The sequence below is a fragment of the Verrucomicrobium spinosum DSM 4136 = JCM 18804 genome, from assembly GCF_000172155.1.
GTDB classification, from domain to species: Bacteria; Verrucomicrobiota; Verrucomicrobiia; order Verrucomicrobiales; family Verrucomicrobiaceae; genus Verrucomicrobium; species Verrucomicrobium spinosum.
The window spans coordinates 576,187-588,396 of sequence record NZ_ABIZ01000001.1; the positions used below are offsets into that span (position 1 = coordinate 576,187).

A 12,210-nucleotide genomic window follows, 5' to 3' on the forward strand; every position below is an offset into this window, starting at 1 on the left:
TTTTAAGCCCAGAGGGACTGGCGGGGATTCCTTTGGTTCCTGAACCGCATGATGACCATCAGCGGCTTGGGAAGACATGATCTCCGGAACTTCGGCAAGACTCTGCGCCGTCGTTGCTTGTCCCTCGCCAGACCAAGTCACCCATCCCGGCCGCCCGCGCCTGAAGGCATTCTGACGAAGGCATCCACAAGCTTCCCTGCCGCCCCGCCGCAGACGCAACTCGTGGCTGCGTTTGTCAAAACGCGGTCAGGGTCGTTGCTTGTCCCTCGCCAGACCAAGCCATCCACCGGGGTCGCCTGCTCGTGAAGCATTCTGACGAAGGCATCCACGAGCTTCCCTGCCACCGCTCCGCAGACGCAACTCGTGGCTGCGTTTGTCAAAACGCGGTCAGCTGCGTGCTCCGGATGAGAGCTTCGAATTGAGTTCTATTTAACGTGCAAAATTCCAATGATGGCTTGCCGTCCCAGATGGCTGTCGTTGCGCCATCTGGATCATTGTTTGAGCTCTGTTGGAGTTCCATTGTTGCACAATCGAAATCCAAAGTGGCGACCGCGCAACGTGTTTGCCGGGCATTTTAGTTTACGCCGTTGGCGTGGAGTTGCTCGCCAAGTCGCCAGCACTATCCCAACTCCTCATGAACATCGCTTCTAAGTTTCATTTCTCGCCCGCTTTGGAGCAGGTCCGTATGAATTGGCGCCCTCAGACCCAGGATAGGTTCCAATAATAAGTGAAATGAGCGGGCCTGCGAATGGAATCAGACTTAGCAAGACCAGCCAACCAGACATGTTGCAATCTCGCCAACGTTTGGCTTGTATGGCGAAAGAAGACCAGATCAGCACTGGAAAGAGGCAACTTGCCACAAGCCAAGAGGGCACAGTCCATTCAGAATCGCGATCCAAGAAGGAAACACTGGCCCAACGAACCATCAAGTTGAGCGTTGCCAGAGTGACAAAGGATTGAAGCGCGTAGGCCAACCAGTAGGGTGCGCGAGAAACACGTCCTGAGAACGATAGCAGAAGCTGAACGACTGAGAATGTGTATCGTGACCTGCACCACACTGCGGTGATGAACATGGCCAGGAAGAATGTGGCGCACACCGAGAGGATGCCCTTCAACTTGAGCCAAAGGAAGATGAAGTCGCGTGGGTCTGCCTGCCAGAACGGCAAATCCCCGATTCCGATCGCCAGTAGCGACATGCCGAGCAGCCCAAGCCAAAATCTGCCATGAAGGCCGCGTGTCGTAAAAGCGATTGCCAGAACGAAAATGCAAAACGCAATTTGAGGCAGATAGAAGAGGTATTGAATTCCTGAACTCATCGGAGGACGTAATGGGGAGGGGTGGCAGTCCCGCTGTCAGTGTTTTCTAAAGAGCTTGCTGGCAGGTCCACGGTGGCTCTTCCGGCAGGAACAGGTGAGCGGACGTAGATGCCCAAGTGTACGGGAGCGACTATGCGGACAACGTCTGGTTGTCTTTTGTTGGCTGCCATGGGTCTTCGACATGAGGGTGCCCATAAGACGGGCCATGCACGTTTTCTCCATCTGATCCAGGGAGCGATCCTATGATTGCAGTGGCGACCGCGCCCACCCCAGGAACAAAGATCAACAGTGAGAGCCAGCCGGATCTACCGATGTCATGCAAACGCTTCACGTGGATCGAAAGGGTCACCCACACCAGGACAGGAATGGGAAGGGAGGCGGCAATCCAAGCTGGCCAGAAATTCAGCGTCCCGTTCCCGGGAGCCTTTTGATGATACGGGAGATTCTCCATAGTAATCGCGATATTGCCTCCCGCATACAGAAGCAGAAGGAAAGTCATCCAGAAAATGGAACGTGGCAGGCGCCCTGAAAGCCTGAAGAGTTCGTTCACGGAGATGCTGCGCATGCGCTTGTCGGCCCACAGCGAAACGAGAAACATTCCCAGGCAGAAATAGCCGTAAAACAGTGTCAGAGAAGCCACGATAGACCAGGGCAAATCAGGAAAGTACGACTCGCGGTTTGCAAGCAGTGTTGCTCCCAAGTTCATCACTCGGCAACCTGCGAAGGCGATTAGCCACTGCTTCCCTGCGACGCGCGCCGTTAATGCGGCAACCACAAACAGAATATTCAGTGCGATGAAAGGACCAAACTCCAAGGCCCAAAGCTGAAAGGACATGTCGGATTCCATGAAAGATAGGCAAAAGCCAACCAGGCGAAAAGCAGCGTGACCGGTGCTGCTTCAGCTGAGGGGGCAGATCAAGTTAAATACACTATCACGTGGCGCAAGATAAAACGCCACAGAGAACATGATCCGAATCTGACACCCATTCTCCGCACTCCGGTTCTGCTGAGTGGGGAGCAGCGGAGTTTTGAACGCAATCCAACGCTCTTACGCCAGCAGTTCCGTCACCACCCTGGCCTCGGCGTTTTCCACGAGCACTTGATCGGTGCCGTTGCGCTTGTAGCTCAGCTTTTTCGGATCAAGACCAAACAGGTGGAGGAGGGTGGCGTGGTAGTCATAGTGGTTGACCACATTCTCCACGGCATGGTGGCCGAACTCATCGGTGGCACCGTGGACGTACCCGCCTTTGAAGCCGCCGCCGGCGACCCACATGCTGAACCCATAGGTGTTGTGGTCACGGCCAACCTTGCTGCGGTCGTTCTTGCCGCCCGCGCGGTTTTGGATGACGGGCAGGCGGCCCATTTCTCCGCCCCAATGAACGACGGTGCTGTCCAGCAGGCCACGGTCCTTGAGATCAATGACGAGGGCGGCGGCGGGCTTGTCCACGTATTTGCAGGCAGCAGGGAGGCCGGTGCCGATAGAGGCGTGGTGGTCCCAGGTCTGGTTGCCGGTGAAGAGACTCACAAAGCGCACGCCGCGTTCCACGAGACGGCGGGCGATGAGGCAACGGGTGCCAAACTCCTGGGTGGCGGGATCATCAATGCCGTAGAGTTTCCTTGTACCCTCACTCTCCTTGCTGATGTCGAGGGCCTCCTTGGCCGCGGTCTGCATGCGGGCGGCCAGTTCAAAGCTCTGAATGCGGGCCTCAAGATCGAACTCGCCCGGCCGGCGGGCCAGGTGCTCTTGATTCAGCTGGCCGAGGAAACCGAGGTAGCGGTCCTGGGCCTCGCCGCGGAGGGACATGGGGGCGTCGAGATTGAGGATGCGGGGCTCACGAGGACGGATGACAGTGCCTTGGTAGAGGGAAGGCAGCCAGCCGTTGGACCAGTTGTCCACCCCCAAGACGGGCACGCCGCGGGGGTCGGTGAGGGCCACATAGGCAGGCAGGTCCTGGTTCTCGGAGCCAAGCCCGTAGGTCACCCAGCTCCCCAGGGTGGGGCGGCCGCCCACGATGCGGCCGTTCATAAGGGCATAGATGGACTGGCCGTGATTGTTCACCCCGGTGTGCATGGAGCGGATGAGCGTGATGTCATCGGCGATGCTGCCCATGTGCGGCACGAGTTCCGACATCTCCATGCCGCTCTGGCCGTGCTTTTTGAACTTCCATGGGCTGCCCATCATTTCCAGGCTGGCACCGGCGGCGTCATCCTGCTTGATCTCACCGGTGTAGCTCTTGCCGTCGTGTTTGGTGAGCTCGGGTTTGGGGTCAAAGAGATCGATGTGGCTGGGGCCGCCCTGCATGAACATGGAGATCATGGCCCTGGCCTGCGGCGGCTTGTGGGCGGGCTTGGCCAGGAGGTCGAAGTGCTGGGTCTTGAGCCGCTCGCTGGAGGCCAGCAGGCCTTCTTGCTTCAACAACCAGGCCAGGGCCACGGAACCGATGCCGTAGGCGTTCGAGGAAAGAAAGTGGCGGCGGGAGAAGGGGTTGCAGGCTCCAGAGTTCATGGGGCGAAGGACAGAAAAACGGCGTTCCAGGGGAGTGATCGGTCAGTCAACGTAGAGGAATTCATTCGCGCTCATGAGCGCGTGGCAGAGGGCCGCGAGGCTGAGCAGTGCCGGATCTGCATAGGTCTTGGAGGGTGGTCCCACGGCGTATTCCAGCGGGGCGGGATGTTCCTTGTAAAAGCCCATCTGGGCTGTCACAAATTCCACGGCGCGCGTGGTTTCCTCCGGCACGGCCGGGCGGCCGTAAGCCAGTTCATAGGCGCGGCGTACCTGGGCGGGCACATCGGCAGGGCGTTCCTTTTGCAGGCGGGTGGCGAAGAGCTGTGCATACTCGCGCATGGATCCATTGTTCATGAGCAACAAAGACTGCGGGCTCACCGTGGTGCGGGGGCGCTCCGCACAGTTTGGCTCCATCATAGTGGGAGCATCGAAGGTCTCCAGCATGCCCAAGGGCCGGGTGCGGCGGGCCTGGATGTAAATGCTGCGCCGGTATTCCTCGCCTTTCAGCGGGATGATCTTGCCGGTCTGCCGCCCTGCCGTGTCGGCGGTGTCGATCCCCACCACCACCTGGCCTTCTTCGTTGTACATGATCGGCACAGGCGGGCCGAACATCTTGGGGGTGAGCTTGCCTGCCACGGTGATCATGGCGTCCCGCAGAGATTCGGCCTCCAGCCGGCGCACGTTCATGCGGCCCACCAGGGCATTGTCGGGGTCGAGTTGTTCTTTCCTAGGATCGCGTGTGGAGGTCTGGCGGTAGGCATGGCTGGTCATGATGAGCCGGTGGAGCTTCTTCAGGCTCCAGCCTTCCTTCATGAAGCGGTCTGCCAGCCAGTCCAGCAGTTCGGGATGACTCGGTCGCTGTCCCAGATGGCCAAAGTCTCCGGCGCTGGTGACGATGCCGCGGCCAAAGTGGTGCATCCACACGCGGTTGACCATCACGCGGGCCAGCAGGGGGTGGGTACCGTCGGTGAGCGACTGGGCGAATGCCAGGCGGCGTCCGCTGGTGGGCAGGCTGTTGTTTTTAACCGGGACATCCACATTCCGGCTGCCGCCCAGGATGGTGAGATCTCCCGGGGTCACCGCTTTCTTGGGCTGGTCGGGATCGCCCCGGTGGAAGATGTAAGTCACCGGCACCGTGGCCCCCACAGGCTCGGTCAGGGCCTGGACGAACTCCTCCTTTGGTTTCTTCGCCCGCACAGCAGCGGCAGCATCGGCCATGGTTTTCAGCTCGGCGGCGTGTTTGGTCTTGTAGGTCGTGTCGTAGAGATAGAGCGATCCGCCGCTGAGCTTGTTGATGCTCGGGTGTTGGGCCAGCAGCTTCACCTGCTCCGGCGAGCGTTTCTTGACCTCTGTTTTGTAGGCGGTACGCAGCGGGTCACGCAGGGCCTCTTCACGTTTGGCGAGTTCCTTCTCCAGGGTGGCGTCAATGAACTCGGCCTGCCTGGCAAGGCGGATGTCGTCCAGCTTCTTCGCCTCCACCTCAATGGCGGCGGCCTCCGCGCGTTGTGCGTCACTCATGAGGGAGACAAGGCGGGCGTTGGGGGCCTTCCACTTCTTCCAGTCCAGAGCGGGTTCGAGGAGGGCACGGATGCGGTGGTAGTCCGCATGAGTGATGGGGTCATAACGGTGGTCATGACACTGGGCGCAGTCGATGGTCATGCCATAGAGGGCGCTGCCCATGATTTTGATGGTGTCGGCCAGCACCGCATTGCGGGAGGTCTTGTCGTCCATGGTGCCGGTGCCGTCGGCAGCCATGCGCAGGAAGCCTGTGGCGGCCAGCTTTTCAGCAGCGTCCGCAGAGAGGTTGCGATAGGGCTGTGGGACCATTTCATCACCAGCGAGTTGTTCGCGGATGAACTGGTCAAAGGGTTTGTCCTGGTTCAAGGACTTGATGACATAGTCACGGAAGCGGAAGGCATGCAGGCGCTCGGTGTCTTTTTCCGTGTAGCCGTCTGAGTCGGAATAACCTGCTACATCCAGCCAGTGGCGTCCCCAACGCTCGCCATAGTGAGGCGACTCCAGCAGGCGGGTGATGAGCCTGTCATAGGCACCTGGCCGGGTGTCGGCCTCATAGGCGGCCACCTCCTCGGGGGAGGGCGGCAGGCCGGTCAGGTCAAACGTGGCGCGTCGCACCAGAGAGGCGGGGGTGGTTTCGGGAGACAACTCCAGGCCCTGCTGGCGCAGGTGATAGAGCAAAAAGGCGTCGATGGGGTTCTCCACCTCTGGCCCCATGTCCGGCACGCGTGGCGACTGGATGGGCTGGAAGGCCCACCAGGCGCGCTCCTCGTCCGTGAAAGCGTACTCTGGTCCCAGTTTCTCCGGTTCCGGCCGGGCGGTGTTCGCGCCCTGATTGACCCACTCCTCCAGGATGGCGATTTCTGGTTGGCTTAGCTTTTTGGCCCCTTTGGGCATCTCGCCTGATTTTAGCATTTCCAGGAGGAGGCTTTCATGGGCCTTGCCGGGTACGATTGCCGGTCCCGTGTCACCCCCTTGGGCGAGGAAGCGACGCAGCCGCACGTCAAGGCCTCCTTTGACTTCGCCGTCCTCGCCATGGCAGTGAAAGCAATGCGCCTTCAAGACCGGGCGCACGTCCTTCTCATAAGTCAGGCGTTGGTCTGGGCGGAACTCCGGTGCAGGGGCCGCAGCCTGGAGCAGCGATCCAGCCAGACTGGAGGCCGCCACGGCGGCGAGCACGAAGTTCTGGCGATGACGAAGGGGGAGGAGAGACGGGGACATGAACGCCATGGGCCACATGGCCCGATGCGTTCAACTACGACCCTCCCATCGCGCTCTTTCCGCAGGGCTTGGAAACGGCCCTGGATTGACAATCTTTTTAAGAAAGCGGTACTTTTATGTCTCCTTTGGCGACTGCCTTAGGAGAGAGGGGGCAAAACTTGCCTCCGAAATGCATCAGTCCAGCTTCATCGGCGGCGGCGGGGCCAGCTTGATCGGAGTCGTCTTTTCCTGTGGGTCTTCGACCGGAATGGCCCGCTGCACCGTGGAGCCGTCTTCCAGCACGGGTTCGGCCCGCAGCACGGGTTGCACCGTGTTGTAAGGGTCGGCTCCCAGCACAGTGAGCCCCTTCATGCGAACAGGGGAGACGTTGGCCACCTCCGGTGCCTGGGTGACGAGTTGCTCCTGGATGGTGGCGGAGCCGAGCCCGGCAATGTCATCGCGCAGTTCGCCGTTGCGGTGCAGGTCGCAAAACACATCGAAGTTGGACCGCTGGCGCAGGGCCTCGCGGTAGGTGTTGCGGACGGCGCGGATTTTGCCGGTGGCCGGGTCAGGGATCTTGTCGTAGCAGGTGTCCAGTGCACGCAGTCCGCTGCGGCGGCACACTTCCACCATCTGCATGTCGTGGGGCGGGAGAATTTCCTCCGGCTTGTAGTCCTTGATGGAGGCATTCATCACGTCCGCCCACATGGGCAGGGCCACCTTGTTGCTGAAGGCCCCTTCATAGATCTGTTTCTGCTGGTCGAACCCGCACCACACACCGCAGGTTACTGCGCTGGTGTACCCCACAAACCAAAGGTCCTTGAACTCATAGTGAGTGCCCGTCTTGCCTGCGGCAGGGAAGTCCTTGAGACCGTAGTCGTCGTAAGCCTTCTTGCCCGTGCCCTGGCGGAGTGCGTCCACCAGGCAGGAGTGGGTCTGATAAGCGGCCACTTCATCCATGGCCTCCGTCAGCACTTCTTCATCCTGCTTCACCTGGAAGATCACATTGCCGCCGTGGTCGGTGATGCGGTGGATGATGGAAATCTTCTTGGGACGCATGCCTTTGTTCGCGAAGGCGCTGTAGGCCAGACACATCTCGTCCAATTTCACCTCGCTGGCTCCGAGGAAGGAGCTGGGGTAATCGCGAAGCGGGGATTTGATGCCAGCTCTCGTGACGAGGTCCTTCACTGCGGGCAGTCCCAGTTCAAGTCCCAGACGGGCGGTGGCGGCCGTGCGGCTCTGGCTCAGGGCTTCGCGGGCGGAGATGCTGGTGCCATACACCAGGCGGGCATCCTGCTCCGTGCCCCACTCTCCCAGAATGCCCTGAAGGCCGCCGATCATCACGTAGCGGTTGTCCAGCGGGCCATCCTTCAGGCGCTGGGGAGGGAAGTAGTCCGGGCTCTGGAATGCCGTGGCATACACAAAGGGGAGGAAGGCCGTCCCGGCAGGGCGGCGGGACTGCACCGCACGGTTGAACATGCTGTCCACAAAGTCACGCCCGCCCACCATGGCCAGCACGCCGCCATCGCGGTTGTCGATCGCCAGCACCGCCGTCTGGAGGTATTCCGGTTGGGGTTTGGGCGTGTCTTCTGGAATGGTCTTGGCGTTGATCCTCTTCTTGTACTCCTCCAGCAGGGCGCGGTAGTAGGAGAAGGTCTGGTGTTTGTAGCCCGGGGTGCTTTCCACCTCCTCCATGCGTGTCTTGACAGAAGCCTCGGCCGTCCGCTGGAGCTGGCCATCGATGGAGGTGTAGATGTTGAACCCGCCGATTTGGGCCGCCTCCTCACCAATGATGGCGATGGCCTGCTGGCGGATTTCTTCATAGACGTAGCTCAGGCGATTGTCCGTGGTGCGGGGGGAGGTCACTACCGGCTGGGCGGAGAAAGTGTCGCGCTCATCCTTTGAGATGTAGCCCTCCTCGTACATGCGATCCAGCACGTGGTTGCGGGACTTCTTGGAGCGCTCTGGGTGGCGCAGGGGCTGCAGATTGTTGGGACTCTTGATCAGGCCGCAGAGGGTGGCGCTTTCCAGCAGGGTGATGTCGCGCACTTCCTTGCCAAAGTAGCCTTTGGAGGCCGCCTGGATGCCATAGAAACCGGCACCAAAGTAAATGCGGTTCAAGTACATCTCCAGGATCTCGGACTTGGAGTATTTCTTCTCGATGCGCTCGGCTGCGAACCACTCCACGATCTTGCGTTGATAGCGGGAGTTCTTGTCGGTCGTCTCCATCTTCTTCAGGTCGAAGGCGCCACGCGCCAGCTGCTGCGTAATGGTGCTTGCGCCCTGATTCTCTTCGCCCGCCTTGTAGTTCAGCCAAATGGCGCGCAGGATGCCCATCACATCCACACCACTGTGCTGGAAGAACCGGGAGTCTTCCGCGGAGGTGAGGGCCTGGATGAAGTGCATCGGCACGTCATCCACCTTGATGGGCGTGCGGTTTTGCACGTAGATCTTGCCCAGTTCCTCCCCCTTGCGGTCCATGATGCGGCTGGCGACTTCGATCTTCTGGAGATCTGTGATGTCCAGGGACTCGGCCTGCTCCTGAAGCGGGGCTAGGATGGCCATGATCATGCCGAAGGCGGTCACACCGATGATGAGCGTCACCACCACGAGTGCGCCGAACCATCCGCGCTTGTAGATCGGCACCCGCCGCCGGACGTTGCCCCCCTTGCCCGGTGGGCGGGGAGACTTGCTCTTCATCAAGCTGCGGGCAATGGGATTGACTTCCTGATCGGACATTTCGGCAGTTTACGTTGAGGGGAGAAAGCAGTATAGCGGCCAAATCTCACATGGCGAATGCAATCCCTCGGGTCCCGGAACTGCTTCTTGAACGGCTGGCCAGTGCCCCGGGAAAGGTTGCCCCCTGGGCGGAGGTGATGCAACTCGCTCTGTATGAGCCACTCGTGGGATACTATCGCCAGGGGGTGCGCCGGATCGGGCGGGGCGGCGATTTCTACACCAGTGTCAGCGTGGGCCCGCTCTACGGTGAATTGCTCGCGGAACATGCCACTGGCGTGTGGACAGCCGCGGGGTGTCCGGAGCGGTTCGCCGTCCTTGAGCAGGGGGCGCATGATGGCACACTGGCCCGGGACTTGGTGGAAGCCGTGCACCGTCATCACCCGGAACTGGCGGTCAGTCTCAGGTACGTCATCATTGAGCCCGATGAGACCCTTCGGGAGGCTCAGCAGGCCCGTTTGGGGCCGGAGTTTGCGGCTCATCTGAGCCACGCCGCGACTTGGGCGGAAGTCCCGGAAGTTCAGGGACTCCTGATCTGCAATGAGTTGCTGGATGCCTTTGCCGTTCATCGGATCGAGTTCACCTCCGAGGGGTGGAAGGAGCTGCATGTGACCACCCGTGGGGATGGGGCGTTCGAGTTTGTGCAGGGGCCGCCCTCTACACCGGGCCTGCAGGTCGAGCTGGAGCGCCTTGGCAACGATTTCCCCATTGGCTTTGTCACTGAGCTGAATGTGGCCATGCTGGGCTGGTTGGCAGAAGTCTCGCAGAGCGCCTTCACTGGCGAGATCCTGCTGGCTGACTACGGGCATGCTGCCAGGGAGTACTACATTCCAGAACGCAATGGCGGGACCCTCCGGCGCTACTGTCAACACCGGACAGATGACCGGGTGCTGGAGAATCTCGGCGAGGCCGACCTTACGGCCCATGTGAACTTCACCCGTCTCGCAGAGCAGGCCGTTGCGCTGGGAATGACGGTGATGGAATTCATTGAGCAGGGCCGCTTTCTCACGCACGTTGCGGCGCACTTGCTCCGTCGGCCTGGGTTTTCACCGGATCCCGCCTGGCTGCGCCAGTTTCAAACGCTCACCCATCCCGGGCACCTCGGTCACGCCTTCCACATCCTTGCGCTTCAGAAAGGCGGCTGGGAAAGCAAGGCAGAGCCTGACGCGGGCCGCCGGGCGGCTGCGTTGCGCAGACTTGGCATGGAGTCCGCTCCCATCCACTAGAACCCATTGCATGTCAGAGCCAGTCACTTACTACAACCGCTATACCCGTCAGACAGAGACCGAGACCATCTATGGTGAAGGATTCTTGCGCTGGGCTTACGAAAAGCCCCTGGGGCGGGTCGCCGTGTGGGTGCTGGTGAAGCGATCCCTTTTCTCCAAGTGGTATGGCCGCCGCATGAGCCAGTGGAAGAGCCGGCAGCGGGTGCAGCCCTTCGTCGAGAAGTATCACATCTCCGTGGAGGAGATGGCGGGCGATCCGCAGCGGTTTCCCAGTTTCAACGCCTTCTTCGCCCGGCGCCTCAAGCCAGAGGCCCGGCCCATCACACCCGAGCCAGAAGACGTGGCCTTTCCCGCGGATGGCCGGCACTTTGCCATCCCGGACATCGGCACCAACGACGGCATCTTCGTCAAAGGCGTGTCGTTCAACCTTACGGCCCTGCTGGGCGATGCCGCCCTGGCGGAGAAGTACCTGCGAGGATCCCTGCTGATCTCCCGACTGTGCCCGGTGGACTACCACCGCTTCCATTTTCCGGTGGGTGGGCTCCCCGGCAGGGCCCGGCTCATCAATGGCCCCCTCTATTCGGTGAGCCCCATCGCCCTGAGGCAGCGACCCACGCTCTTGTGGGAGAACAAGCGATACATTACGGTGGTGAAGACTAGGGCGTTCGGCGAGGTGCTGTGTCTTGAGATCGGTGCGACCTGTGTGGGCTCCACCCACCAGACCTACCGTCTCGGCTCAGAGGTGGCCAAGGGAGAAGAGAAGGGGTATTTCACCTTCGGCGGCTCCTGCGTCATCACGATCTTTGAACCTGGCCGGATCAAGTTTTCCCCTGACCTGCTTGAGCAGAGCAGCAAGGGCATCGAGATGTATGCCCGGATGGGGGACGTCATGGCCACAAAGACCATGACGCCCTGAGTTCGCTGAAATCGCCAAGTCGCCTACGGGATATAGCGGGAGCCGGTGTCAGTCTCCTCCTGTGGTGAGTGCACTGAGCCCGGCGCGATGAGCGAGCGCAGCTCCGCGACCTCGGCGCGGAGGGCTGCCACTTCCTGCTCCATGCGCCCGCGCCAGTCCGCGTCGTACACAGCTGCTGGCGAGGCTGTCGCCGCCGCTACGGCGAGGCTTGGCGCGCTGAAAACACCGGGTTCCACCAAGCCGGACAGCAGATGGGCAAAGGTCACCGTCTTGCGCCCGCCGCCGGGGGCAAATTGCACTGCCAGGGGGTGGCTAGGGTAGTCGATGAGTTTGTGCAGCTCATGTTCCACAGCAGGAATGTCAGCAAAGGCGTGGAGCCGCTCCGTCCGCTGACGCAGCTCGCCAGAAGTCTGCACCCCGCGCAGCATCAGGACCGCCAGGAGGGCGATGCCGGGTTTGGTCAAGAAGCCAAACTTGGTGCCCAGCGTGTGTTTGTACTTCTGCACCCGAGCGCCCACCAGGGTGAGCTGCAGGACATAGCCGCGGCGTTTCAGGCCGTCCAGCGCCTCCAGCACGGTGTCCTCATCGTAGCGCACCACCGGCTCGCGATTGGTGGTCTGGTTGCAGGCGTTGACCAGGGCATTCAGGGTCAGAGGATAGGCCTCGGGGGTGGTGCCCTCCTTCTCAATCAAGCAGCCCAGCACCCGGACCTGCTCTGCGGTGAGGGGGATGAGCGTCGGGGCTTCGACTTGGGATTCAGCTTCAGAGGCGGTGGGGTCGGTGTCCATGTCCATG

Annotated in this window: 8 protein-coding genes; 2 read left to right on the forward strand and 6 right to left on the reverse strand. The window is 61.0% G+C overall.

Annotation, left to right across the window (positions count from 1 at the left end):
• Positions 1-647: 647 nt before the first annotated feature.
• From VSP_RS02160 to VSP_RS02180, 5 genes are all read right to left on the reverse strand, one after another.
• Positions 648-1,316 carry a DUF805 domain-containing protein gene (locus VSP_RS02160; protein ID WP_009958423.1) on the reverse strand — a complete coding sequence of 223 codons (669 nt, stop codon included), beginning with the start codon at positions 1,314-1,316 and terminating at the stop codon, positions 648-650.
• Positions 1,317-1,446: 130 nt separating this feature from the next.
• Positions 1,447-2,151 carry a DUF805 domain-containing protein gene (locus VSP_RS02165; RefSeq protein WP_198141295.1) on the reverse strand — a complete coding sequence of 235 codons (705 nt, stop codon included), beginning with the start codon at positions 2,149-2,151 and terminating at the stop codon, positions 1,447-1,449.
• Between the two features lie 213 nt (positions 2,152-2,364).
• Positions 2,365-3,822, reverse strand: a complete 1,458-nt coding sequence (locus VSP_RS02170) for a DUF1501 domain-containing protein (protein WP_009958426.1) — start codon at positions 3,820-3,822, stop codon at positions 2,365-2,367.
• A 42-nt stretch (positions 3,823-3,864) separates the two neighbouring features.
• Entirely contained in the window at positions 3,865-6,558 is a 2,694-nt protein-coding gene (locus tag VSP_RS02175) for a PSD1 and planctomycete cytochrome C domain-containing protein (RefSeq protein ID WP_198141296.1), read from the reverse strand.
• 174 nt (positions 6,559-6,732) lie between these two features.
• Entirely contained in the window at positions 6,733-9,276 is a 2,544-nt protein-coding gene (locus VSP_RS02180) for a transglycosylase domain-containing protein (RefSeq protein ID WP_009958428.1), read from the reverse strand.
• 50 nt (positions 9,277-9,326) lie between these two features.
• On the opposite strand from VSP_RS02180, the gene VSP_RS33455 reads away from it, so the two are divergent.
• Both VSP_RS33455 and VSP_RS02190 read left to right on the forward strand, forming a co-directional pair.
• Positions 9,327-10,499, forward strand: coding sequence for a class I SAM-dependent methyltransferase (locus VSP_RS33455; protein WP_009958430.1), 1,173 nt, complete (start codon positions 9,327-9,329; stop codon positions 10,497-10,499).
• A 10-nt stretch (positions 10,500-10,509) separates the two neighbouring features.
• A complete protein-coding gene (locus tag VSP_RS02190; RefSeq protein ID WP_009958431.1) occupies positions 10,510-11,415 on the forward strand; it encodes a phosphatidylserine decarboxylase in 906 nt (301 codons plus the stop codon).
• Positions 11,416-11,438: 23 nt separating this feature from the next.
• On the opposite strand, the gene VSP_RS33460 is transcribed toward VSP_RS02190, so the two are convergent.
• The gene (locus tag VSP_RS33460; protein ID WP_009958432.1) at positions 11,439-12,209 is read right to left on the reverse strand and encodes a YceH family protein; all 771 of its coding nucleotides are present in this window, start codon (positions 12,207-12,209) and stop codon (positions 11,439-11,441) included.
• Position 12,210: the final 1 nt, after the last annotated feature.

Coding starts and splice junctions, on each gene's coding strand:
- VSP_RS02160 (WP_009958423.1), bottom strand. CDS start 1,316: ATGAGTTCAGGAATTCAATACCTCTTCTATCTGCCTCAAATTGCGTTT.
- VSP_RS02165 (WP_198141295.1), bottom strand. CDS start 2,151: ATGTCCTTTCAGCTTTGGGCCTTGGAGTTTGGTCCTTTCATCGCACTG.
- VSP_RS02170 (WP_009958426.1), bottom strand. CDS start 3,822: ATGAACTCTGGAGCCTGCAACCCCTTCTCCCGCCGCCACTTTCTTTCC.
- VSP_RS02175 (WP_198141296.1), bottom strand. CDS start 6,558: ATGTCCCCGTCTCTCCTCCCCCTTCGTCATCGCCAGAACTTCGTGCTC.
- VSP_RS02180 (WP_009958428.1), bottom strand. CDS start 9,276: ATGTCCGATCAGGAAGTCAATCCCATTGCCCGCAGCTTGATGAAGAGC.
- VSP_RS33455 (WP_009958430.1), top strand. CDS start 9,327: ATGGCGAATGCAATCCCTCGGGTCCCGGAACTGCTTCTTGAACGGCTG.
- VSP_RS02190 (WP_009958431.1), top strand. CDS start 10,510: ATGTCAGAGCCAGTCACTTACTACAACCGCTATACCCGTCAGACAGAG.
- VSP_RS33460 (WP_009958432.1), bottom strand. CDS start 12,209: ATGGACATGGACACCGACCCCACCGCCTCTGAAGCTGAATCCCAAGTC.